20 protein-coding genes are annotated in these 24483 nt (G+C 42.2%); 13 read left to right on the top strand and 7 right to left on the bottom strand.

Annotation, left to right across the window (positions count from 1 at the left end; genetic code table 11):
* Window positions 1-5: 5 nt before the first annotated feature.
* The 12 genes from E4K68_RS08995 to E4K68_RS08945 all read left to right on the top strand — a co-directional run bounded on the left by E4K68_RS08995 (window position 6) and on the right by E4K68_RS08945 (window position 14906).
* On the top strand, window positions 6-3089 hold the full coding sequence (locus tag E4K68_RS08995) for an efflux RND transporter permease subunit (protein ID WP_135378601.1): 3084 nt from the start codon (window positions 6-8) through the stop codon (window positions 3087-3089).
* A 198-nt stretch (window positions 3090-3287) separates the two neighbouring features.
* Window positions 3288-3485, top strand: coding sequence for an EamA family transporter (locus E4K68_RS08990; protein WP_348982853.1), 198 nt, complete (start codon window positions 3288-3290; stop codon window positions 3483-3485).
* Window positions 3486-3846: 361 nt separating this feature from the next.
* Window positions 3847-4671, top strand: coding sequence for a glycine betaine/L-proline ABC transporter ATP-binding protein (locus tag E4K68_RS20645; protein ID WP_199241730.1), 825 nt, complete (start codon window positions 3847-3849; stop codon window positions 4669-4671).
* Entirely contained in the window at window positions 4672-5511 is an 840-nt protein-coding gene (locus tag E4K68_RS20640; RefSeq protein ID WP_199241729.1) for a proline/glycine betaine ABC transporter permease, read from the top strand.
* Between the two features lie 21 nt (window positions 5512-5532).
* Window positions 5533-6411 carry a glycine betaine ABC transporter substrate-binding protein gene (locus E4K68_RS08980; protein ID WP_135378600.1) on the top strand — a complete coding sequence of 293 codons (879 nt, stop codon included), beginning with the start codon at window positions 5533-5535 and terminating at the stop codon, window positions 6409-6411.
* Window positions 6412-6740: 329 nt separating this feature from the next.
* Window positions 6741-7661, top strand: coding sequence for a tetrahydromethanopterin S-methyltransferase subunit H (locus E4K68_RS08975; protein WP_135378599.1), 921 nt, complete (start codon window positions 6741-6743; stop codon window positions 7659-7661).
* A 61-nt stretch (window positions 7662-7722) separates the two neighbouring features.
* Window positions 7723-9138, top strand: coding sequence for a glycine betaine--corrinoid protein methyltransferase (mtgB, locus tag E4K68_RS08970; protein WP_135378598.1), 1416 nt, complete (start codon window positions 7723-7725; stop codon window positions 9136-9138).
* 50 nt (window positions 9139-9188) lie between these two features.
* Window positions 9189-9836, top strand: a complete 648-nt coding sequence (locus E4K68_RS08965) for a corrinoid protein (RefSeq protein ID WP_135378597.1) — start codon at window positions 9189-9191, stop codon at window positions 9834-9836.
* A gap of 201 nt (window positions 9837-10037) precedes the next feature.
* The gene (locus tag E4K68_RS08960; RefSeq protein WP_135378596.1) at window positions 10038-11543 is read left to right on the top strand and encodes a BCCT family transporter; all 1506 of its coding nucleotides are present in this window, start codon (window positions 10038-10040) and stop codon (window positions 11541-11543) included.
* 122 nt (window positions 11544-11665) lie between these two features.
* Complete coding sequence (locus tag E4K68_RS08955) at window positions 11666-12364, top strand: DUF1638 domain-containing protein (RefSeq protein ID WP_135378595.1); 699 nt, start codon at window positions 11666-11668, stop codon at window positions 12362-12364.
* A 45-nt stretch (window positions 12365-12409) separates the two neighbouring features.
* Window positions 12410-13105 (top strand): DUF1638 domain-containing protein, encoded by a 696-nt coding sequence (locus tag E4K68_RS08950; RefSeq protein WP_135378594.1) that lies wholly within the window; start codon window positions 12410-12412, stop codon window positions 13103-13105.
* The gene (locus E4K68_RS08945; protein WP_135378593.1) at window positions 13071-14906 is read left to right on the top strand and encodes an ASKHA domain-containing protein; all 1836 of its coding nucleotides are present in this window, start codon (window positions 13071-13073) and stop codon (window positions 14904-14906) included. The genes E4K68_RS08950 and E4K68_RS08945 overlap by 35 nt, the downstream gene beginning before the upstream one ends.
* A gap of 265 nt (window positions 14907-15171) precedes the next feature.
* On the opposite strand, the gene E4K68_RS08940 is transcribed toward E4K68_RS08945, so the two are convergent.
* From E4K68_RS08940 to E4K68_RS08910, 7 genes are all read right to left on the bottom strand, one after another.
* Window positions 15172-15831: a corrinoid protein gene (locus E4K68_RS08940; protein ID WP_135378592.1), complete on the bottom strand. Its 660-nt coding sequence runs from the start codon at window positions 15829-15831 to the stop codon at window positions 15172-15174.
* A gap of 11 nt (window positions 15832-15842) precedes the next feature.
* A complete protein-coding gene (locus E4K68_RS08935) occupies window positions 15843-17120 on the bottom strand; it encodes a PocR ligand-binding domain-containing protein (RefSeq protein ID WP_135378591.1) in 1278 nt (425 codons plus the stop codon).
* Between the two features lie 208 nt (window positions 17121-17328).
* Complete coding sequence (gene thpR / locus E4K68_RS08930) at window positions 17329-17871, bottom strand: RNA 2',3'-cyclic phosphodiesterase (RefSeq protein ID WP_135378590.1); 543 nt, start codon at window positions 17869-17871, stop codon at window positions 17329-17331.
* Between the two features lie 11 nt (window positions 17872-17882).
* Window positions 17883-19286 carry an FMN-binding glutamate synthase family protein gene (locus tag E4K68_RS08925; RefSeq protein WP_135378589.1) on the bottom strand — a complete coding sequence of 468 codons (1404 nt, stop codon included), beginning with the start codon at window positions 19284-19286 and terminating at the stop codon, window positions 17883-17885.
* Window positions 19287-19321: 35 nt separating this feature from the next.
* Window positions 19322-20710 (bottom strand): cbb3-type cytochrome c oxidase subunit I, encoded by a 1389-nt coding sequence (locus tag E4K68_RS08920; protein ID WP_135378588.1) that lies wholly within the window; start codon window positions 20708-20710, stop codon window positions 19322-19324.
* Window positions 20707-21102, bottom strand: coding sequence for a c-type cytochrome (locus tag E4K68_RS08915; protein ID WP_135378587.1), 396 nt, complete (start codon window positions 21100-21102; stop codon window positions 20707-20709). The genes E4K68_RS08920 and E4K68_RS08915 overlap by 4 nt, the downstream gene beginning before the upstream one ends.
* A 163-nt stretch (window positions 21103-21265) precedes the next feature.
* Window positions 21266-21808 (bottom strand): DoxX family membrane protein, encoded by a 543-nt coding sequence (locus tag E4K68_RS08910; protein WP_135378586.1) that lies wholly within the window; start codon window positions 21806-21808, stop codon window positions 21266-21268.
* Between the two features lie 318 nt (window positions 21809-22126).
* Here E4K68_RS08910 and E4K68_RS08905 point away from each other — a divergent pair, with 318 nt between their 5' ends.
* Window positions 22127-24337 (top strand): sigma 54-interacting transcriptional regulator, encoded by a 2211-nt coding sequence (locus tag E4K68_RS08905; RefSeq protein WP_135378585.1) that lies wholly within the window; start codon window positions 22127-22129, stop codon window positions 24335-24337.
* Window positions 24338-24483: the final 146 nt, after the last annotated feature.

The following is a 24483-nucleotide window of genomic DNA, read 5'->3' as shown; positions in this document are numbered from 1 at the left end:
AGTCGATGTTCCTTGCAGATCTTAGTTTAAGAAGGCCGGTTCTCGCCACAGTGACCATTCTAGCCTTAGTGGCATTGGGGATTACCAGCTATTTTGGGTTAGGGATCAACGAATGGCCGGAAGTAGAATTCCCCTATGTCGCAGTCACTATCGTTGAACCGGGTGCTACGCCAGAGCAAGTTGAGAACAATATTGCCCGCGAAGTAGAAGACGCAATAGGCCAAGTGTCTGGAGTTAAACACGTTAATTCCCATATTCAAGAAGGGGTTGCATTGGTTTTTGCCGAGTTCACGTTGGAGACAGTACCGGCAACTGCAGCTCAGGATGTCCGGGATAAACTCGGCACGATTCGAGGGAAACTACCTACAGATGCGCAAGAACCTGTGATTTCTCGATTTGATCCTTCTGCAGAACCTGTTATGTCTTTGGCAGTCTCGGGAAGTATGCCCTTAACAGAAATAACGACACTCGTTAATGACGATATTCGAAAGAAAATAGAATCTATTAATGGTGTTGGGGTAGTGAATGTGCTTGGCGAGCAGCTTAAAGAAGTCCAGATACAGCTGGACCAAAATAAAATGGCCGCCTATAATCTTACCACCTTAGAAGTGATGAATTCCTTGGGTTATGAGAACCTGGAAGCCCCGGCAGGAAACGTTACGACCAATGATCGGAAGATTTCATTGCGTACCAGTGGTAAAATACAAAAAATGGCGGATTTCAACAATATTCCGATTGCTAAACGAGGTGGTATACAATTATACATTAGGGATATCGCCAAAGTCATGAGCGGGGTAAAAGATCCTGAGAGCATATCCTTTTTTCAGGGCAAACCTACAATCGGTGTAGATATTATCAAACAGTCAGGTAGTAACACGGTTATCGTCGCCGACGATGTACGAAAAATTGTCGAGGGTTTGAAACAGACTCTTCCCGAGGGCGTCAGTTTAGATATTGTCAAGGATAACTCTGTCAACATTCGAGGTTCCGTGAACGACGTTATCAAGACGATCGCTGAGGGGGGAATCCTAGCAATCCTGACCGTGCTTTTATTTATGGGCAATTGGCGGACGACCATTATCAGTGCCATTGCGATTCCTACTTCAATTATTTCAACGTTTTTTGCAATGAAGGTTTTGGGATATACCTTGAATATGATGTCTTTAATGGCCCTGTCTCTATCGGTGGGGTTACTGATTGATGATGCCATCGTGGTCATTGAAAACATTGAACGGCATTTAGGGATGGGTAAGTCACCGCTGGTAGCGGCTAAGGATGCCACGTCAGAAATTGGGTTAGCAGTCATGGCAACGACCTTCACCTTGGTAGCTGTATTTTTACCGTTAGGGATGATGAGCGGAATTACGGGTAAATTCTTTAAACAGTTTGGGATTACTGTAGTTGTAGCAGTTTTGGTCTCTCTTCTAGTTTCGTTTACGTTAGTTCCCTTATTTTCTTCTCGTTATTTAAAACAACAAGAGGAACATAAGGCCCGAGGGCCCTTGGGCAAATTCTTGGACTGGTTTAACCGTCAATTTGAGATTGGGCAAGATTTGTATGCTCGGTTACTTGGAATTGTTCTTAAAAATAGGACAAAATCCGCCTTGATTGTAACTCTCTTGTTTTTCGGTAGTCTGGGCCTTATACCGTTTTTAGGTGTGAGTTTTATGCCCACTGCAGATACCGGCGAATTCAGCGTGGTTGCTACGTTAGACTCAGGTTTGACCGAACCGGCTGCTGCTCAAGCGACGAAACAGATTGAAGATATTATTCGTACCTATCCGGAAGTTTTAGAAACGTATTCTACGATTAAGAACGATCAGCTCAATATTTATGTGCAACTTAAGAATAAAGCCGTTAGAAAACGCTCTAGCTTTCAGATTATTTCCGATCTCAGACCTAAATTGAACGCTCTTTCCGGCATTCAAGTTGCTCTCAATCTTAAAGGTTTAATGCAGATGGGGAAAGATGTCCAGTATAGCTTACAAGGTGATGACTTAGACGTTTTAGAAACCTATGCTGAGAAAGCGCAGAAAATCCTAGAAACTATGCCTGGGGTAACCGATGTCAGCAGTAGTTATAAACCAGGGAAACCCGAGGAAAATATCAAGATTCGCTCAGCTGCGGCTGCCGATTTGGGTGTATCAACCGGACTGGTGGCCAGTACCTTACATACCCTTTATAGTGGAACGGTCATCAATCAATATCGGGAGGGCGACCATAACTATGATGTGCGCTTAATGCTTGATCCTGCTCAAAGAAAAACGTTGACAGGTCTCGACAAGATCTATGTCCCTGGGGGAAACAGTACGCCTGAAGGTCAAGCAATGATCTCTTTGGATCAGGTGACAGACAAGGTGTTTGCTCCGGCGCCCAGTGAGATCAGTCGTTCGGACCGCAAACGAGAGATTCAATTGTCCGCAAATTTAGCAAATCTTTCTTTGGGGAAATTTGAGGAGAAATTTAATCCGGTTATCCAAGAGCTTGGTCTGCCTCCAGGCTATAAGTTTGTTGCTGGAGGTCAGTCGTCCTTCATGGGAGAGAGTTTTACATCCATGGGAATTGCTCTTGTTATGGGTGTCTTATTTATCTTCTTTATTTTGGCGGCTCAGTTTGAAAGCTATATCGATCCTTTTTCCATTATGTTTTCACTTCCCTTGGCAATCATCGGTGCGATTATGGCCTTATTCCTGGCCAATGACGATTTTGGGATGATGGCTAACATTGGAGTCATTATGCTTATGGGATTGGTAACTAAAAATGCGATCTTACTTATAGACTTTGCCAAGCAGCAACGCGCTCAAGGGGTAGAGCGGGATGAGGCATTAGTGATTGCCGGACGGACTCGTCTTCGACCGATTATAATGACCTCTGTAGCTATGATCTTTGGCATGATGCCGCTTGCATTAGGACTTGGGCAAGGGTCTGAATCGCGAGCCCCGATGGCCCATGCCATTATTGGAGGGGTGATTACTTCGACACTTCTGACGTTAGTGGTCGTTCCTTTGATGTATTCATTTTTTGACGATTTACGCAAGAAGTTTCGTCCGAGTACTTTAATGACTGGAAAGAAGGATCTAGCGCTATAGGCAAATGTCCAATAATGGGCATCTCGCACCCAGGCAGACAGAAGTAGAAATGTTTAACAGAAAATTTAAAATCATATCAGCTATGCTTATATTCGGAAGTATTGGCGCCTTTACCGTATGTTTTTATGAAAGATCATATGGACTTTTCGGGTATAAGCTCAAATTCCATCATTTTTATCCTAATAGTAGGTAGGTGTTATACATACAGGGATTGCTTTCTTCTTATATTTTTCATCGGTCAAGGAACTAAAGGGACAGACTATCGCTGTTTTAAGCTATATTGACCCAATTTCTGCAGTGATCGTCGCTGCAATATTGCTGGAAGAAAGATTGAGTCTTATGCAAATGATTGGAGGTATCCTCATATTAGGTTTCACTTTTTTAAGTGAGAATTAGAGATAAAGCCGAAAATTTATAAAGGTAAAAACCAACGTTTAGTTTAAAATTTCCTTTTTTAAAACCAATTATTATTCTTCCGAATCGCGGTATTTTTTAGCAAATTTAAAGATTAAATATAATAATTGGAATTTTCAAAAATGACTCAAATGTAGTAAAACGAGCATGAACGTGGCAACTTTGGGTATCGAAAAGATGTTATGATGAAAAAAGCATTAAAATCATTCTTTAATATTAACAGTGGGTATATTTAGAAGAAAAGTGTCGCAGTAATCTTCGAACGTCGGATGGAAGAGTGACGTTTGTAAAGCAAGTTTTGGTGCACGCTGAATGGCCATTTATACTTTAGGGGAGGGAGACTATGACTAAGATCGAAGTCAAAAATCTTGTAAAAGTCTTTGGCTCTCAAACGCAAAAGGCCCTGGAATTATTACAAAAAGATTTCAATAAGGAACAAATTCTTGCGAAAACAGGTCAAACTATTGCCGTCAATAATGTTAGTTTTTCGGTACAGGCCGGAGAGACATTTGTGATAATGGGTTTATCGGGTTGTGGAAAATCAACCATTCTACGTTGTCTTAATCGTTTGATCAATCCTACCTCAGGGAGTGTACTCCTTGATGGAGAGGATATCACAAAACTTGATTCGCGTGAATTACGCCAAATTAGGCAAACGAAAATGGCGATGGTTTTTCAGCAATTTGCCTTATTGCCTCATCGTACAGTTTTGCAAAATGCTGTCTATGGCTTAGAGGTTCAAGGTGTGGATAAGGAAGAACGGGAAAAACTAGCTGAAAAAACTTTAGCGTTAGTAGGTTTAGCTGGTTGGGAAAGTTCTTATCCCGATAATTTAAGTGGAGGTATGAAACAGCGGGTAGGCTTAGCACGGGCTTTGACTAACGATCCGGACATTTTGCTTATGGACGAGGCTTTTAGCGCACTTGATCCCTTAATTCGAGAAGAAATGCAGGAGGAGCTCTTGAATTTACAAAAACGGATGAATAAAACAATTGTGTTTATCACACATGATTTATCTGAGGCTCTGAAATTGGGTGATCACATTGCTTTTGTAAGAGATGGCGCCATAGTGCAGATAGGTACACCTGAAGAGATCGCAGAGCAGCCCGCTGATGATTATGTAGCGCAGTTTGTTAACATATTTAAGAAGTCAAAGGGGGTGCGGTAGTTGTACCGGATACCCTTAGGAAAACAAGTCAGTGTCGGAGTGGATTGGCTACTTAAACAATACGGACATTTATTCGATGCCTTCGCGGCAGGAGTTAACACATTTATCCATGTTTTTAAAAATGGTTTGACAGTGCTTCCTTGGTGGATCTTAATTCTGATTGTTGCTGCACTGGCATGGCGAGTGAGAGGCTGGCGTTTGGCTATCGGTTCAACCTTAGGACTGTTACTGATTTACGACTTGCAACTCTGGCCTGCCCTTATAGAAACTTTAGTACTAGTTATTATTTCTGCCCTCGTGTCAATTTGTATCGGGCTTCCGCTAGGTATTTTAGCTGCACGCAATCAAAAGTTTCAACGACTGATGTCTCCGCTTCTGGATTTCATGCAGACCATGCCATCCTTTGTATATCTGATTCCTGCATTAATGTTTTTTGGATTAGGAACTGTACCCGCCGTTTTTGCAACGGTCATTTTTTCTATGCCACCTGTCATCAGGTTAACGAATTTGGGGATCCGGCAGGTACCGATTGATTTGGTAGAAGTGGGAGAAGCTTTTGGTTCAACTCCATTCCAACTGCTTTGGAAAATCCAGTTACCGTTGGCAATGCCGACTATTATGGCAGGGATCAACCAGACGATGATGTTATCGCTTTCAATGGTTGTTATTGCAGCGATGATCGGTTCGGGTGGTTTTGGGCAGGGTGTGTTGGCTGGCATTTCACAGATGGATATTGGTAAGGGTTTCGAAAATGGCTTAGCCGTAGTCATCTTAGCTATGATTTTAGATCGTTTGAGCCAAGGACTTATTCATAGCCCAAGAAAAAGTAAAAGACTATAATCATGTGGGGGGGGTTAGCAAATGACGAAAATAGGAAAATGGCCAAAGATAGGCAATATTGTCTTAAGTATTTTGCTAATAGTTACGTTAGCGGCGGGCTGCGGGCAACAGCAAGCTGAACAAGAGGTTAAAGGTACAGTAAAAATCGGTTATATCAATTGGCAAGAGGATGTTGCTGTTACCAATCTTTGGAAAGAGATTTTAGAAGAGAAAGGTTATAAGGTAGAACTGCTGAATGTAGATGTAGCTCCGCTCTTTGTTGGCTTAAGCAAAGGCGATTTAGATTTATTTTTGGACAGTTGGTTACCCCTAACACAACAGGCTTATTGGGAAAAATACAAAGACAAACTTGATGATTATGGGTCCTGGTATCAAGGTGAAGCTAAAATAGGCTTAGTGGTGCCTAAATATGTAAGTATCAATTCCATTGATGAATTAAACGGCCAAAAGAGCAAATTTAGGGAACAAATTATAGGGATTGATCCTGGTGCGGGAATTATGAAGACAACAGACAAGGCCGTAAAGGACTATGCTCTAAGCTATGAAATATCCCAAGGCAGTGAAGCTGCCATGTTAGCGACTTTAGATAAAGCGTATAAGGACAATAAGTGGCTCGTGGTGACTGGATGGAGTCCACATTGGATGTTTAGTAAATATGACCTTAAATATCTAACAGATCCTAAAAAAACTTATGGTGTAGCGGAGGGCCTGCATATTTTGGCGAATAAGGAATTTACCCAAAAGCTACCGTCAATTGCATCGATTTTGAAAAAGTTCAAGTTAAATGACCAACAAATCGGAAGCCTAGAAGGTCTAATCAGTCAAGGACTAGCACCCCAGGATGCTGCCAAGAAATGGGCAGCAGATAATAAAACTTTAGTAAATAGTTGGATGAATTAATAAGAAGATATATATAAATGCCAAAACTCAGGATATTCTCCTGAGTTTTGGCATTTAGCGGCATAACAATTAAGAATAGTTAGAATAATAAATTATGGCCTCAAATGTAGTAAAACGAGCATAAACGTAGTGATAATGTGAAAGAGATATAATGTTATGATAACTGCACGAGAAATAATCTAAAAATTGCATCAGGAGATCATTAGCACATAGGGGGTGAACTTCACAGAATCGTGGAACGCGCTAGCAAATGAAGTAAAGTTCCTATTTCATGAAGGTTAAGGATTGCCGTTTATAAGCAAACAATACAAGATTTAGGGGGATTTATTATGTTAAAGTATACTTCAGAACAACATGTTTACGATATTAATGGCGTAAAGGTAGGTGGACAACCGGGACAATATCCTACTGTGCTTATCGGTAGCATCTTTTATCGGGGTCACAAAATTGTCAAAGATGGCGTGAAGGGAATCTTTGATGAAGAGGCTGCGAAAGCTCTTCTCGATCAAGAAGCTGAGTTAAGTGCTGAAACGGGTAATCCATTTATTCTTGACGTTTTAGGGGAATCGGTAGAGGCTTTAACACGTTATGTTGAATTTGTTATGAAAAATTCCAAGGCTCCTTTTTTATTGGACAGTATCAGTCCTGCCGTACGGATGGGTGCTTTGAAAGAACTTGGCAATGATCCGGAAGTCCGCAAAAGACTAATCTATAACTCAATTGACGAGCATTATTCCGAGGAAGAGTTGGCTGCTATTAAAGAAAGCGGGATTAAAACCGCCGTCATTTTGGCGTTTAGTAATAAAGCTTTAAAACCTAAAGCCAGAATTAAGCTCCTAACAGGAGATGGGGAGAAAGAAGGCTTAATTGATGCTGCTAAGAGAGCAGGAATCGAGCAGTTTCTTGTTGATCCTGGTGTGTTAGATGTACCAAGTGCTAGTTGGACAAGTGAGGCTATCAATGTAGTCAATGAAGAATTCGGTTATCCTGGAGGATGTGCTCCTTCTAACGCCGTTTATTTATGGAAGAAAATGCGTTCTAAAGGAACACCATTTTTCGAAGTGGCCGGGGCTGCTGTCTTTACTTATCCAGTAACTCAAGGTGCCAGTTTCATTCTCTACGGTCCTATGGTCAACGCTCCCTGGGTTTATAGGGCAATTGCAACTACCGATGCAATGATGGCTTATAATAATAAACTAACTGGTGTCAAGTCAGGAACACCTGAATATCCGTTAGTAAAGATTTTCTAAAAGAATTTGGTGAAGTTTACTGCGTGGATAAACTATCAAAAATTATTAAAGGGGTGTTACTATGTTACCTAAGTATGATGTTTTGACACAAGAACAGGTAGAGATCATTCATAATGAATCGATAAAGATTCTTGAAGAAGTCGGTATGGATTTCGATTATGAACCAGCTTTGGAGGTCTTTAGGGCTCAAGGACAAAAGGTAGAAGGAAATCGGGTACATTTTACGAGAGAATTTATTGAGGGAAAAGTTAAACTTGCACCTTCTCAATTCACCCTCCATGCCCGTAATCCGGAACACAATTTGGTCTGCGGTGGGGAGAACATCATCTATATGCCTGGTTATGGGGCGCCCTTTATTCAATTAGCTGACGGGACTCGTCGTAAAAGCACGATGCAGGACTACGATAATATTGTTAAATTAGCAGGGGCTAGCAAAAACATGCATATGACTGGGGGAACGGTGGCTGAACCACAAGATATTCCAGACGAAATTAGACATTTGAAAATGATCTATAGTTCAATTAAAAACTCGGATAAGTGTTTTATGGGCAGTGCTGAAGGTCGGGAACGCGCAGAAGACTCCATCGAAATGGTGTCACTCCTTTTTGGTGGTAAAGAGGTCATTAAGGAAAAACCAGTGCTAATCTCCCTCATCAACTCATTGACTCCCTTGAAATATGACGAGAGAATGTTAGGAGCTCTGATGGCCTATGCAGAAGCAGGCCAAGCCGTTGTTATAGCTTCTTTGGTTATGGCCGGTTCTACCGGACCTGCAGCCTTGGTTGGTACTTTAGCACTTCAAAATGCTGAAGTTTTAGCCGGAATAGCCCTAGCCCAAAGTATTAATCCTGGGACACCCGTCGTATACGGCTCAACCTCAGCACTCAGTGATATGCGTAATGGGAGCCTCTCAATCGGTAGTCCAGAGTGTGCGCTATTCATTTCGGCCAGTGCTCAAATTGCCCGCTATTACGGTGTTCCCAGTCGGTCAGGTGGCGGTTTGAACGATTCCAAGATTGTCGATGCCCAAGCTGGTTATGAATCTATGATGACTCTAATGGCGACTACCGTGACGGGTATCAACTTTGTTCTTCATACAGCAGGAATTTTGCAGTACTTCATGGCTATTTCTTATGAGAAATTTATGATGGACGATGAAATGGCCGGGATGCTCTTGCATTACATGAAGGGGTTCAATTTTGATGAGGACGGTTTAGCGTTTGATGCGATTGCTAAAGTAGGACCGGGAGGACACTTCCTGACTCAAAAACATACCCGTAAGAATCATAAAAAAGAGTTCCGTACTCCTCAATTGAGTGATCGCTCTGCCTATGAGGCTTGGTCCAAGGAAAGCTTGGATACAAATCAAAGGGCTCATAAACAATGGCAAGAGGTTTTGGCTAGTTACGTAGCACCAGCTCTTGACGAAAGCATTGATAATCTGTTGTTAGAATTCATCGCCAAGCGTTCTGAATAGCAATCAATATCAAATATGTATCCATCTTAATTAAATTGGAGGAATAGAAAATGAATGAAATTTTTGAAGAATTAAAGCAGGCAATTATCGATGGTGATGAGGATATAGTCGAGGAACTTTCTCAAAAAGTCATTGCTGAATCTATTAACCCTGTTGACGCGGTACAACTTGGTCTGATCAAAGGAATCGAAGTTGTGGGAGAGCTATGGAAAGCTGGAGAAGTCTTTTTGCCAGATGTCATGATGTCCGCAGAGGCTATGAAAGTTGGGTTAGGTCTGCTTGAACCCGAAATTGCCAAATTGGGTATGAGTCAAGGGGAGGCTAAAGGCAAGATTGTTTTGGGGACGGTCGAAGGTGATATTCATGACATCGGTAAGAATATTACGGGCGCAATGTTTACGGCAGCAGGCTATAAAGTATTCGATGTCGGCACGGATATTAAAGCAGAAGATTTTGTCTTGAAAGCCCAAGAAGTTGGTGCGGACATTATTGGCGCTAGTGCCCTTTTGACAACCACTATGAGCGCGCAAAAAGGGATCATTGATTATTTGAAAGAGCATAATCTTAGGGATCAGTTCAAAGTCTTCATTGGCGGCGGTCCTACCAGCCAAGCGTATGCGGATGAGATCGGAGCCGACGGATGGGCGGAATCTGCTGACGAAGCAGTTGCGCTTGCCGACCGTATGCTGGGGAAGTAATTTCTCATAATTAGGTGAATAAAGAAGATCGTTTAATGAAGTTAACTCCTAGGGATCTTAAAACATACAAACTCTTTAAAGTCCCTAGGAGTTCTTTATCTAATTGCTGTGTAACAGTGGTTCTAAAATCGGGTGACTCCACGCACCGGTGCTAGAATAAAGCAATTAACTGAAGATAAAGTAACGAAAGGAGTAATGCTTATGTCGAATAGTAAGGGAACACCCAATCGTTCTGTAATGTATATTTCTTCTGTCATCATCGTATTGTTTGTACTATTCGGTATGTTCCTACCCAAGGAAATGGGTAAAGTTGCTAGTGCAGCGTTCGCCTTTTTAACGACTGATTTCGGATGGCTATACCTTTTGACGGTCGGCTTTTTCACGATCTTCATTTACGGAATTGCGTTTAGTCGTTTTGGTGCGATCAAGCTTGGGAAAGACGATGATAAGCCTGAGTTTAGCAACTTTCAGTGGTTTTCTATGTTGTTCGGAGGAGGTATGGGTATCGGGCTTGTATTCTGGTCGGTTGCCGAGCCCATGATGCATTACCTAACTCCACCGATGGGTACGGCTGCTACCCCTGAAGCTATGCGTACAGCTATGCGAATCGTGTTTTTCCACTGGGGTATCCACCCTTGGGTTATTTTCGCCATTTGCGGTCTGGCTCTGGCATACTTCCAATTCCGCAAGGATCTGCCTTTTCTAGTCAGTTCCGCATTCTATCCGCTGATTGGTGAACGGATTTATGGACCGATCGGCAAAGCGATTGACATCCTTTCAGTGTTTGCCACAGTGTTCGGCGTGGCTACCAGCCTAGGTCTTGGCTCTAACCAAATCGCGACAGGGTTGCATTATATCTGGGGAATTCAAGCGACGCCCGTGACTGTCTCTATAGTCATCGCAGTAATGACGTTGCTTTTTACCCTAGCCACGATCTCCGGTCTGCATAAGGCTATGCAGATTGCAGCTGATATTAAGATATGGCTTTCGATCGGTTTCATGGTGTTTATCTTCTTGTTCGGAGGAACTGTTTTAATCCTGAACAACTTCACAGATACTCTCGGTTCCTACCTGCAAAACTTTATCGGACAGACGCTGTGGATGGGTAATATGGATTGGTTAAAGGGTTGGACCGTGTTCTACTGGGCTTGGTGGATTGCGTGGGCTCCGTTCGTCGGACAATTCGTCGCCCGTGTCTCCAAAGGTCGTACAATCCGCCAATTCGTGTTGGCTGTAACCTTACTGCCTTCCGGCTTCTCCATGATTTGGTTATCGATATACGGCGGTGCCGCTTTCAACCTGGATAAGCTCTCCAATGGGGCCATTCAGGCCGCTATTAAAACGGACTATACGACCGCCTTTTTCGCGACACTGCAACAGTTACCTTTGTATTCAATCACCGCTCCCTTGGCAATTCTCCTCATCGTTGCCTGCTTTGTAGGTGCTGCGAATTCCGCAACCTATGTACTGGCTATGCTGACTTCCAATGGTGACATGGACCCTGACAAGAAATTGCGTAGCTTCTGGGGTATCATACAGGGTGCTTTCACCATTATCCTGATCTTAGTCGGCGGTGGCACTGCTGCGTTATCGGTCTTGCAGACGGTTTCTATTGTCGCGGCGTTCCCGTTCATGCTGATCATGATAGCCATGAGCTATAGCATTTACAAAGCACTTGGGCAGGAGAAGCTTTCAGGCGTAAAGTAGGCTAATCAATAACTTTACCAAAAGTTGTGACGTCCTAATAACAATTTAAAGAACACCTAGGTTGTGGAGGCCTGGGTGTTCTTTCGCACAATCATAATCATCTTACAAGGAAGTGAAATCCAGTGGATAAGCAAATTAAACTTATTATTGCTTGTGAGGCATTTAAAGGGGAACTGGAAGTCTTTAAAGAAACAATTACAGTCGATATTTTATGGATTGAGCAAGCCTTGCATAACGTTCCGGATAAACTTCATTTGAAGGTTCAAGAAAAGATTCAAGAAGCAGAAACGTATTTAAATCCTGGAGATATTGTCCTCTTATTCCTAGGGAACTGTGGAGGGTCACTGAAAGGAATCTCTTCCGAAACACTTACTCTTATTTACCCAAATGTCGATGATTGTATTCCGGTGATTTTGGGATCGATGGAAAGGTTTAAGGCTATTCAAGCCGAGAAAGTAGGAACCTTTTATTTGAACAAGAACTGGATCGATGCAGGAGAAGATCCTTTGAGTTCCAGTAGGAAATATATTGAGACGTATGGAGAGAAGAAGGGCTGGAAAGTCTCTAAGGTGATGTATAAGAACTATACCCATTTCACTTTGATTGATAATGGTTGCTATACACTTGACAAGTACCGAATGCATGTTCGCGAGGCTTGTGAAAAATTCGAAAAGATATATTCCGAAGAAAAAGGGGATCTTAAATTCGTAGAGGCGATTCTCAATAGACAGTGCGAGATGGTGACCATACCTCCGAACGCCCAAAACGATGAATCAAAGCAGATATATCAAACTAGGAAGGCATTTTTCCCAGAAACTTAAACGGTGCCCTAACTATTTTTTTCGGTGTTGTGGAGGATGAGGCGGTTGAAAATTAAACTGATTGGTTGTCATTCGACAATGAACGAAGTCCTGGCACAAGGGCTTAACCAGGGGGTGGATTTCCAATTCCTGGATTACAGCTTTCACGCCCGGCCCGATAAACTACACGATAAAATCCAGGAGATAATCAATGAGAGCCAGGATTATGATTTAATTATCCTGACTTATGGCCGATGTTCTAATTCAATGCTTGGTCTGCTATCACCACGCGTGCCACTTTTATTTCCGGCAACACACGATTGTATTGGCCTGATGTTAGGGTCGACTAATAGGCATATGGAATTATTCAAGGAGAATTCCCTTACTTATTATTTCAGTCAGGGATGGCTGGACTATGGGCGCACTCCTTTGGCAGAATACTACGAATATGAAGCGATATATGGAGAAAAGAAAGCGCTCAAATTAATTAGAACTTTGTATGGAAGTTATCAAAAGGCAATCTTTATTATTACACCAGGAATAAATGATCTTGAACGATACCGAGGAAAGGTTCGGGAAATTGCGGATTTTTTTGGCTGGGAAGTCGGAGAAATCGAGGGGGATATAAGTCTCCTGACCTCAGTTATAAGAGGACTTAAGGCGCCAGAATCAATCTATGTCGAAGCGGGGCAAGTTATTACTTTGAAAATGTTAGCAGGAGGGCAGCATGAAAATAACGATCACACCAAATCGAGTTGTTGAGGGCTTTGAGAGTGAATCTATAATGGAGGTCTTAGCTCGTAACCAAATCTCCGTTCAAAATGTTTGTAGTGGAAAAGGTTTATGCGGTAAATGTAAAGTACAGTTCTTTTCAGGGCTGCAGGAGCCGACTCAGTCGGATCTTAAACATTTGACGATTAAGGAAATAGAAGCAGGATTTCGCCTTGCATGCGGAGTGAAAGCAGAAGAAGGTATGGAGATCAAGGTGGCCCACACTGAGATCTATGATCGAAAAGATGCCGCACTCCATGATATGCTTGAAATAAACCTTGACCATGGAGTACAAAAAGTATTTGTGAAGGTACCTAAACCTTCACTTCAAGATGAACGAGGGGACTGGAACCGTTTAAACGATGAATTGTTAGAAATTCTAGACTTCGAGACAGTAAGCATCAAAATGTTTGCACTGGATAAGCTTCCCAGCGTTTTGCGGGCTGGTGATTTCGCTGTAACTGCTACGTTGTGGGATAATCAGGTTCTGGACGTTGAAGCAGGGAATACCACTTTAACAATCTTTGGAGTTGCAGTGGACATTGGAACAACTAGTGTAGCGGTTAGCTTAGTTGATCTTAATAGTGCCCAACTTATTAGAGTTGTTTCCCATGAGAACGAGCAAACAGCTTATGGAGCGGATGTCATATCACGAATTTCCTATGCGCGGGAGAGCGGGGAAAAACGACACCGTCTAAAAGATGCTGTGAAACAGACGATTAATAGTTTATTAAATCAACTTGTTAAAGAAAGTGGAATCCCTGCGAATAGTATTTACAAAATGACTGTAGTATCTAATACGACCATGAACCACTTGTTTTTAGGCCTAGACACCTCCAATTTGGCAGTTGCGCCCTACGTGTCTGTACTGAATAGCTTCTACGAATTGAGCGCTACAAAACTAGGAATAGAAATAAATCCCGAGGCTAGAATTCTAACGTTTCCGAATATCGGCAGCTTCGTGGGTGGCGACACAGTTGGCGCAGTGATAGGTACGCCTGAAGTTTTAGAGGATGGAAATCATCTTTTGATAGATTTGGGAACTAATTGTGAATTGTTTCTAAAAACCTCGCATGAAATGATGGCCTGTTCGACGGCAGCCGGGCCAGCGTTTGAGGGGGCCGGCATCACGCAGGGTATGAGAGCCAAACCAGGTGCTATTGAGGCGGTTACAATTACTGAGGACGGAGTGGAGATCAAGGTTATTGGTAGTCAAAAAGCAATCGGAATTTGTGGGTCGGGTCTTATTGAGGGAATAGAGCAAATGAAGTTAGCGGGAATTATCAATAAACAGGGAAAAATAATCGATCCAGAAAAAGAGAGCTCTCTTTCACCACGACTTAAGGCTCGGATAAGATCAGGTGGAAAAGCTGGTCGAGAATTTGTACTATCTGATGGTGAGAAAGAAGGAGTCGACGTCTTTTTGAACCAAGGGGATATTAGCGAATTGCAACTGGCTAAAGGTGCTGTTTGTGCAGGTATTAAAACGCTTGTAGGGATGGTAGGGATTTCGATCCAAGATCTTGATTCGGTTGTTTTAGCAGGCACCTTTGCTTCCTATTTAAAAGCGAGTAGCATTTTGGAAATAGGCTTAGTTCCCAACATTAATCCGGATAAAATAAAGACCGTGGGTAATGCAGCCCATGTGGGAGCGATGAGGGCACTACTAAATCGGACAGTATTCCAGGACGCCACAGAGCTGGCTAAAAAGGTAAAGCATGTTGAACTAGGAGGTAATAAGGCCTTTACCAGTAATTATATGAGAAGTATGTACTTAGAAAGAACGAATTAATCGTATTTAGGTCACCATTCTCTTGTTCGAATATCAGAAATGTCGTGCTTAACAATACAAAATAACTAAAACTTCAGTAAAAACGGTCTATAATAAACTTTTTTTGCAGTTTATTATAGACCGTTTTTTGTTCGGTAAATTCATATTAGTTCGCAGATTATTCGTCACTTTGTAATGAAAAATTCCCTTATTTGGGGACAACGCCTCACCACCTTGGGAAAATCTCAAGGTTTTTACGCCTACTTCGGCTCTCAAAATGCAATCTTTATAGGCCAACTCGTTTAGAAGTTAATAATTTGCTTAAGTTTTCCTTTAGGAAATCTCGAAATTGAAAAGCATCTTCGAAAGTATAATCTGCTCCTATTTCCTTTGCAAAAGCATCTGTTATCGGTGCCCCCCCAACGAAAATTTTAACATCGTTACGTAACCCTTGAACTTCTAGTTCAACTATAACATCTTTCATAACAGACATGGTTGTGGTTAATAAGGCCGAGATCAGTAAAATATCAGGTTTTTCCTTGCGAACAGCACTGGCGAATTTTTTTGGAGATACATTTACGCCAAGATCTATTATGCGGGCACCGGTAGACATTGCCATAGCCTTAACAATGTTGAGGCCAATATCGTGTAAATCCCCTGCGACGGTACCTACGATTATCTTACCGAGCCCCTTTTTAGTGGGTGCAGTCAAGATCGGTTCAATTACGGATAGTCCGGCGTGCATTGAATGGGTAGCCATTAGGACCTCCGGAACATTAACTTTTTCATTGCGATATTTTTCAGCTATAATATTTATCCCAGTAATGAGTCCTTTTTCAAGAATGGAAGTGGCAGAATATCCTTGTGCTAAAGCCTGTTTGGTTAATTCAAGTGTATCTTCGGATTCACCTTCTACAATCGAATGAATTATATCGTCAAATATCAAACTAATCACCCCTAAAATAAGCTATTCTTGTAGATCAGAGGGGTCACTCCAATGTATTTCCGGAATATTTCCGCGAAATAGCTTTGGCTTTTAAAGCCCACTGCTTGAGAAACTCGTTCAACGCTAAACTCGGGTTTTTTTAAAAGTTCTACTGCTTTTTCGACACGTACTCTCGTCAGGTAATCATTAAAGGTACAATCTAATTCTAACCGGAACAAACGAGACAGGTGGGAAGGACTGATAAAAAGATAATCAGCTGTAGCTTTAATTGTAAGGGGTTTATGGTAATTTTCAATAATAAAATTACGGGCATTTGTCACCAAACTAAGATGCTTCTTATCTGCAAGATTAAAGATCCCATCGAGGAAGGTTACTATGACTTTATGGACTTTGAAAAAGAATTCTTCCACACGCTCAATGCGTTCGACCTCATTATTAAAATCTTTAAGAATTGCCATGACTTGTTCCGCATCTGCTCCTCCTTCGACAGCGGCTCTCGATGATAGAGAAGCTAATTCCAGAACTCGTATTTTTATTGTGGTTTTATCACCGGCGGTCTTGGTTAGGAGATCAGTTAATAAATTCTTCAAACTATTCTCGGCTCTGGTTTTATCACCAAGGCGTATATAACTTAGGAAACGCCTTTCCTTCTTTAAATATGTTCCGTAATCAGTAAACTCAATGTTATTTTTCTGCTTCTTTCTATTTTCCAGATCAGCTTTTATTTTAAGTCGTTCTAAACGATATGCATTTTCTTCTTCCATTGTATGAATATTTCTCTTGACTAAATGATTAACTACAACAAAGAGCATATCAGCAGCAGCTTGGGACTGCTCAGGAGAGGAAATGGAAAGGCTTTGGACTTTTTGTTGTAGAATACCAAAATCGCGATCCTTAGAATTACTCCTTTCTAAGTCTCGAAGAAAGAATCCATCTGGTTTCCACAATAATACTTGTCCGCAGATAATACTACCTAAAAAGACATTATCTAATATAATAGGGACGGCCCATATAACGAGTCCGGCGTGGCAACGGAAGAAATATGGCTCATTCCATTTTGCTGCTTCTAAAGTCGCTTCTTTATAAGAATCTAAACATTTCTTTTCTCCTTTGCTGTTACTACGGATAAACTTGCAAAAATCGCTTCTTTCTCTATTGCCGAGTATTGCAAGTGTTTCACCTTTTCTATTAACTGCTTCGATGTGTAGACCTGTAGCTTTGGAGAAGCTACCAAGGACTTCTTCTAAGTATTTATGATTAACAAAATTCTCGATATCTCTCTTACGCATAGTATTCCCTCTCAATTACTATTTTTAGGCATCCTTCAAAACGTTAACTAAAGGAAAGTACCATGTTATATTTCGCCGAAAAACTGACAATACCTTCAAAACCAAAGAACAAACCGTTGAAACTACCTATTAAGGTTCATTCTGAACCGCCACATTTGTGGCGGTGCTTTTAAATACTGAGTCAGGATGCATTCCATAGGTGAGAAAATCAAAGGAGCTTAGTTCTATATAAATCCGTGTACACCCTTTTTCCATATGAAGCCCTGCTCTCAAATAAAACAACCTCTGCAACCATAAACTCCCCAAATTTCTTGGTACGAACACAGGATAAGTCAATATCGTCGAATTGGGGACGAGAGGCCATAGTAATATGCGACTTAAATTGCCTTTCTTCTAAAACAAAGCTATTTTTGACGAGCTCAATATGTATCTCATCTCTCAGCTGATGTAGTGCATTTAAGCTTCCGCTTATCGCTGTCCACAAAGTATGGGGCCGTTTCAGAGAAGGAAATGCCCCTAATCCCTCGATGCTTAAATGGAAAGGTTTGTGGTTCCTTGCTCTTTTGGACAGTGTTTCTGTGAGGGTCGGAAGACTATTTGGTTCTAATTCTCCCAGAAATTCCAGGGTGACATGAAAGTTTTCTGCGGATTTCCATAACCCCTTTACTCCGAGCTGTTTTAGTTCAGACTGAAATTCGAGGAGCACTCGTTTGATTTCATCCGGTAATTCAATCCCTACAAATAATCGCATAGTTGTTCTCCTTAGTAGATTCGTTTTACTCCAGTCACTTCGGCGGTCAAGGAATCCAAGGCAACTAGGTCTTCAGCGGAAAGCTCTTTCAATGAGGTTTTCCCGAGAGCACGCATTCCTTCTTCCATTTCTAAAACCATGGATGTTATTGTATTCACGACACTCGTGGCAGCTTGATCGATATCAAGTTTACTCTTGGAAGGGGAGTCGTAAAACACCAATGTCGTAGGAGGTTCCCACGGTATTACTTTACTGACTTGGTTATGGGTTAGGGAAAGTAGGGGAACGGTGGCCATATAGACAGCATCAGCTCCTAATGCAATAGCCTTGAGACACTCCCCAGGAGTAAAATATCCCCCGGCTACGATCAGACTTACCCTGTCACGTACCCTTTGGTTATTTAAGAAACGCACGGCGCGAATCAAAGCAAAGAGACTGGGGATGCCAAAATCATCTTGCTTAATCGGGGTTGTCGCGTGAGAGCCGCCTTGCGCACCATCGATAATGACAGCATCAAAACCTAATTTGATCGCGGCCGTTAAGTCATCCTCAAGATGTCCGGTTGCCATAAGTTTCAACGCAATGGGGATACCGTTAGACCGTTTACGTAGACCTTTCATGAAATTAGGCCAATCACTTTGTTTTTGTATCCCTGGAGGTGCCGGAAAGGATATAGCCGGTTCGTCAGGGGCTAATCCTGAAAGCTCTTGTGCTCGACCTTGAAATTCTACGGCCTCTAGACTGACTGCACCCATATCGGCGCCTTGCCCCATCTGAACTTCTAACATATCTGCAGAGGCAATTTGCTCTTGAGTTCTTGCCCCCCACGCCCAGCGTGCAATTTGTAAGGCGTATTTTCCAGCTTCCATGCGTTCTTCTGGTAAAAAAGGGCCTTCTCCGGAGCATGTGGTTGTTTGCAAGGTTTTGGCTGCTCTGGCCAAAGCTCTTTTCGCTTCCTCACTGAGAGCAATGCCATAGGCCATGGCTCCAATCATTATGGGAATGTTGATGACCAACGGCTTGTCGGCTTTTGGACCAATCGTCACCTGCATGTTCATCTGAGCACTTTCAGGCAAAGAAAGCCTCGTCATCAAGTGGGGAGCAAACATGAGGTTATCGAACCCGGGAAAATGCTTAGGAGAACCGAGGGGCCGTGTGATAATTTTTCCACTGTGCGCTCGAAAACCTATTTCTAGGATGTTTAACACTGAAATACGTTTTCCGGCTGGCCACACTTCCATAAGATTTTGGGTGTATTTGTCCGAAAGTAGTCTGTTGATAAAATTACCAATCTGCTGCCCCACAAGATAACGCAAAATCGGGTTGATGGTAAGGATTAGTACTAAGAATAACTGAAGGGCAAGCAATAGTATTATTAGAAACAACCAAAACGAGCTTGTTATCGTAATTTGCATTTCTTGACCTCACGACGTTCAATTTCAAAGCAATGTTACGAATTTAACTTTGTTGCCTGCCAGGCCTTAAAGATACGCCAAGACAGAAGAAGGTCCCCAAGCGTAAACATCGCTCCACCTAGTACCCTCAGAATCAAAAAAGGATTTAGAAGCAAACGCACTTCCATAAAGTCCATGCCCAGGATTCGCCAGAGATAAGCCTCCTTGAGACCGGCTACCAGCAGGGCGGAAGACATGGTGATCAGTCCAATATTGATTAATATGATAGCCAGAACTCCGCTCCTATAGCCTTTGAGTGTAGGTTCACTCCCTCGGCTCAGGACGTAATAACACCCCGCCAAAACAGCAAAACCAAGGGTACCAAATAAGGCCAAATGCGCATGCCCGGATGTGAAATATGTTCCATGCATGTAAAGATTGACCCAGGGCACAGACATAAGCAGGCCCAGGAGGGATGCACCAGTTACATGATGAAACACACTGCTGAGTAGCAACCACAAGGTAAGTTTCTCTCTCTTACTTCTAATTTTAATGGATTTTAACCCTTTATAAGTCATATGAAGCAACAGGCCCACGGGCATGACCTCCACTAAGCTGACTAAAGAACCAAGGACTAACCAGACAGCGGGAAAACCAATCCAGTAATAATGATGTCCGGTACCGTACAAGCCTCCGACGATAGCCAAAGCGGCCTCCAGATAAAGCCACTTTTCCACTTGAGTGCGAGGGGCAAGACCAGAAACAATGTAGAAAGTAGCAATGAAACCGGCGGATGTTAATTCAAAGGCCATTTCCTCCCATAAATGGACGACCCAAAACTTTGTTGTTTCATCAGTGATTGGATTGCTATAGGTTATGGTGTTTGGTAGCAATAGTAGCAAAAGGAAGATCATTCCCACTGTCATAGTCCCAGCAGCGGGTGTTATATCCCTTTTATCCATAAGCAAGGTTCGGATAAGGTTATAAGAGGCTAGGGCCAGCGCTAAACATATTCCAACATAAAAGATGGGCATTCCTTCAAGAAATTCTCGACCATTACCAATTCGTAGGGCCAAAGTTCCAAAGATAGATATGCTAAAGAACATCACAATCCAATACTGCCAGCGAGCCAGACGTGGGGAATAGATTTCCCTATTTAGTTCAGCCGTAGTAAAAAAGTAAACCATCCCCATAGTACCGATAAGGGGCCAAAAGTCGGCCAACCCCAGATGGATTGCTCTACCGTACTCAAAGGGGATCGGTGAAGGTAAGTCAGGTATCACCAAATCCACTGCACCCAGCAAGGCCACCACACCTTGCAGGGCAAATAAAGCGATAGCTGACAAACAATACCTACGGCTAATCTTTTGGGCGATAAATTGCTGTTTTCGGGCTATGGATTTATCGACCTTACCTCTAAAGGAAAACAACTTAAATAGCTTCATGAATTCTTCCCCGCCTCTTCTTGTTGGGGCGGCCACCCTAAAGTCGGTATAGTTTGAACAAACTCCAGATAGTGTACTAAATTCTCTGCATCCACCTCATCGAGAGCTGGATGCAGGGTATGTTTGTTGGGACGCATCACTGGGGGCTGTACAAGGTAATTAATGAAGTAGGAGGGATCCTCTTTCGTTGTAATATTTGTTAAATCCTCTGCTTCATACCCACCATTTCCAAATAGGCTGTGGCAGCTCACGCAATTATGCCTTTGCCAGACAAGCTTGCCTGCTACGGCTTGTTCTGGCATGGGAGACGGGAGCTTTGCCGATAACAGGGTAACCGCCACAAATAATCCAAAAGATGAGATGCTTAGTAACAAAAAAGTTCGCAGCTTCAAGAGATTCCCTTCCCACTCCACCAAAATATAGTTGTGGTATTGTTTGCCATAACTATAAAAGTATACATATTAATGTTAATGAAGAGTTTTCAATCCATTAACTTAACAGGAAAACCCCTAGTACCGGCAACGGTGCTAGGGGTTTATAACTCTGATTCGCTAATTACTGCTCTATGGGGAATGGAGTACGAAGCCAGCCTTTATTAAGTCGTGGGAATGCCACAGTAAGCTTCTTCATGAAAAAACGGTCTAAGCCAATTTCGTATGAGGCTGCACCCAGCACAATAATAAGAAGAAATCCTAAAACCATTTGAGGGTTGGTTGAAACAGTACCGGTTAATAAGAAACAGAAATTCATCATCATGCCAAAGAAAGCGGCAAGTGTAGTAAAGCAACCAAGAATGAGGCCGAGTCCAATTAGAACTTCTCCGCTTTTAACGACTAAGGCAAAGATCCCTGCGTTTGGGAGTAAAACATGACTGATTAACCAGCCCCAGGTATCAGTGACATTAGCATGGGTGGCTGCTGCGGCGCCTTTTGAAGCAAGTAAAGCATCATGTGTTTGTGCCAGACCACCTTTTAAGAACCCACCTACAGCTTTGGCGTCGAATCCGGTCTGCCATTTTCCGATGCCAGCGGTTAAGAAGTCATACCCTAAATATAGACGAAGTAACAAGGCGATAATGGCTTTAATAGGATGTTTCATAATATAAGTCCCCCTTTTGATAATTTGCCACAGCTCTTCTAATGGCAAATTACTTTTAATGCAATAATCGTGCCAGCCTTGAAACCGCATGATTTAAGGAATCTCCAGTTGTAGAAGTGTTAACTTTCACAACTGGAGATTAACAGTGTTAACGTACATATTAGTTTTTTAGTAGATATGCCGCGAATCATGTCGTATAATGAGTAATAATAACTACAAAAAACTTATGATATTAAACCATTATGTTAACGTTAACGACATAAAGTTAACGTTTTTTTATTGCCTATCCACGCTAGGCTAAGGAGAAAAACAACAACAATGAAAAAACAACTGTTAGACCAATTTCCCTATGCCATAATCCGCCTTAATGCAGAGTACCAGGTTACACTTACAAATCTACGAGGACAAGGTCTGCTAAATAAACTCAGTAGACATTTTTTATCGAAAATTCTCGATGATATAGATCCAACGTTAATAAAATCTAAGATTTTACCGTCAGGTGAGGTTTTGTTTGTTCAAGTCTTTATTGTCAATGGAACGAGCGACAGACTTGTTCTAATTGGCGATGAGGTGGAGTTTCTTACTCATCTCCCCGCTCCCTTTGAACAAATCCTAGAAGATTTCACAGCTGATCCTAACGTTGTGAATCAACGAATTGCTAGTCTCGTACAAGAAGCTGCTACGTTTGAACGATTTGATTTAATGAGGGTGGATCGAACCCTCCGCAAGTATACCTATGAATATTCTATTGGACTAGAAGTTGAAGGAACTTTGCATACCGCCTATTCCTCCATAATGAACATCGGATTAGAGTGGATAGTCCAAAATGAAGCGGTGCATCTTGTTGAAACATTGTCCCCAGAGGTGTTCTCCTTTCGAGAGGATCCCCAACTTTATCAAACAGGATTCCGGTCCATTCTCAGAGTCCCGATTGTCTTTGACCATGGGGTGGTAGGGGCGATTCTCTTAGCAAGTTCAGAGGCGGAACGATTTCAAATAGAAGATGCCATGTTTTTTGAAATTCTCTCGAAGTTAGTAGCCCAGTCTTTTTTCTTCGCAGGTGTCCAACTTCAACATGAGTTTCAAACATTGGGTACGTCAACGCTGCTTCAAACGATAATATCCACTGTTCCGGATCGCTTTACTTACGAATTCTTGAATCAATATTGTACCCAATTAAGCCTAAACTCTAAGGTAGATCGTGTTGGGATTTTTCTTATCGATCAGGAAAGGAAACAGTGTCGTTGTATTGCAGAAGCAGGTAAAACTATAGAGGGACTAGGTCAATGGACTCTCCTCTCAAATACTGGAATTCAAGAGATGATGAAATCAAAAAGTATTGTCGCCTTTAATCTTGCAGATCCCCGCTTTCAAAATATCGAACAAAGTTTAGTTGGTCAAGGTATAACGGCGATTCTATATGCACCGATTGAAAATCAAGAAGGGAAACTCATTGCCGCACTTACTGGGGTAACTTCAGACGAATTTGCTTTATCTTTAGCTGCAGCGGGTATATTCAAGTATGCCTCAGATCATCTCGGACCTATTCTTTCGAATATGTCCCTTGATACTCAGGCTGAAACGAGTTCGCAGCCGATACAAGTTTCCGCTGTTCCAAAGGGGTTTGAACATATTATTGGTTCGTCAGAAGTAATACGGAATACGATTCACCAAGCCTCAACCGCAGCAAAATATGATTTTCCGATACTTATTACTGGAGAGACGGGAACTGGTAAAGAACTGTTTGCCAAAGCTATTCATCAGTCTGGCCCTTCCGCAAAAGGCCCGTTTATTGTTGTCAACTCTGCGGCAATTCCTCCTAATCTTTTGGAGTCTGAGCTTTTTGGATATAAGGAAGGTGCATTTACCGGAGGGTTAAAGGGCGGTAAAAAAGGGAAGTTTCTGTTAGCGGATGAGGGAACGATTTTTCTGGATGAAATTGGAGAACTGTCTTCCGAATTACAAGCAAAGCTTTTACGAGTGGTTCAAGAGCAAGAAGTAGAGCTGCTGGGGTCATGTAAACCCATTCCAGTTCATGTGCGAATTATCTCAGCCACCCACCGTGATCTTAAGTCAATGGTCCAACAAGGGGAATTTCGGGAGGACTTACTGTATCGCTTAAATGCTATAGAAATACAGCTTCCTCCTTTACACCTACGCGGTATAGATATCCTTGAGTTAGCCGAAAGAATGCTTCATTTTTTATCTAGAACAAATGGAACGCCTGTTAAGCTTCTCTCACCTGAAGCGAGAGTGCAGTTCCTGAAATACTCTTGGCCTGGAAATGTTCGCCAACTTCAAAATGTGATTAACCGACTGTTTGTTTTTGTAGAAGGTCAAGTGATTAACTCCCGAGATCTTCCCCCTGAATTGTATACTCACGATGGCGATGAAGCAGAGACAGAATATCAGAAACTTGAACGCTTGTTAAGAGAATTTGAAGGAAATAAGACAGCTATAGCGCATTATTTAGGGATCACGCGCACTGGATTATGGAAAAAACTAAAACGTCTTGGTCTTCAATCGTAAATTTCGACTTTCAAAATTAGAGAACTCTTCCAATATGTTATTTAGCGCCTGGACCTGTCCCTTTTGCATCCTGAATATTGCCTTCTTCTGTTTCGCTGATAATTCACCCCCACCAGCTAGCTTATTGGTGTTTGACAAAGCATTTT

Origin of the sequence: Desulfosporosinus sp. Sb-LF (assembly GCF_004766055.1) — a bacterium.
Lineage (GTDB): Bacteria > Bacillota > Desulfitobacteriia > Desulfitobacteriales > Desulfitobacteriaceae > Desulfosporosinus.
Note: the sequence above shows the minus strand (reverse complement) of the source record. Positions and strands in the feature narration are given on the sequence as shown.

Bases quoted from the DNA above. Each gene is read 5' to 3' on its own strand.
- E4K68_RS08995 (WP_135378601.1), top strand. From the start codon at position 6: ATGTTCCTTGCAGATCTTAGTTTAAGAAGGCCGGTTCTCGCCACAGTG.
- E4K68_RS20645 (WP_199241730.1), top strand. From the start codon at position 3,847: ATGACTAAGATCGAAGTCAAAAATCTTGTAAAAGTCTTTGGCTCTCAA.
- E4K68_RS08980 (WP_135378600.1), top strand. From the start codon at position 5,533: ATGACGAAAATAGGAAAATGGCCAAAGATAGGCAATATTGTCTTAAGT.
- E4K68_RS08975 (WP_135378599.1), top strand. From the start codon at position 6,741: ATGTTAAAGTATACTTCAGAACAACATGTTTACGATATTAATGGCGTA.
- mtgB (WP_135378598.1), top strand. From the start codon at position 7,723: ATGTTACCTAAGTATGATGTTTTGACACAAGAACAGGTAGAGATCATT.
- E4K68_RS08965 (WP_135378597.1), top strand. From the start codon at position 9,189: ATGAATGAAATTTTTGAAGAATTAAAGCAGGCAATTATCGATGGTGAT.
- E4K68_RS08960 (WP_135378596.1), top strand. From the start codon at position 10,038: ATGTCGAATAGTAAGGGAACACCCAATCGTTCTGTAATGTATATTTCT.
- E4K68_RS08945 (WP_135378593.1), top strand. From the start codon at position 13,071: ATGAAAATAACGATCACACCAAATCGAGTTGTTGAGGGCTTTGAGAGT.
- E4K68_RS08935 (WP_135378591.1), bottom strand. From the start codon at position 17,120: ATGCGTAAGAGAGATATCGAGAATTTTGTTAATCATAAATACTTAGAA.
- thpR (WP_135378590.1), bottom strand. From the start codon at position 17,871: ATGCGATTATTTGTAGGGATTGAATTACCGGATGAAATCAAACGAGTG.
- E4K68_RS08925 (WP_135378589.1), bottom strand. From the start codon at position 19,286: ATGCAAATTACGATAACAAGCTCGTTTTGGTTGTTTCTAATAATACTA.
- E4K68_RS08920 (WP_135378588.1), bottom strand. From the start codon at position 20,710: ATGAAGCTATTTAAGTTGTTTTCCTTTAGAGGTAAGGTCGATAAATCC.
- E4K68_RS08910 (WP_135378586.1), bottom strand. From the start codon at position 21,808: ATGAAACATCCTATTAAAGCCATTATCGCCTTGTTACTTCGTCTATAT.
- E4K68_RS08905 (WP_135378585.1), top strand. From the start codon at position 22,127: ATGAAAAAACAACTGTTAGACCAATTTCCCTATGCCATAATCCGCCTT.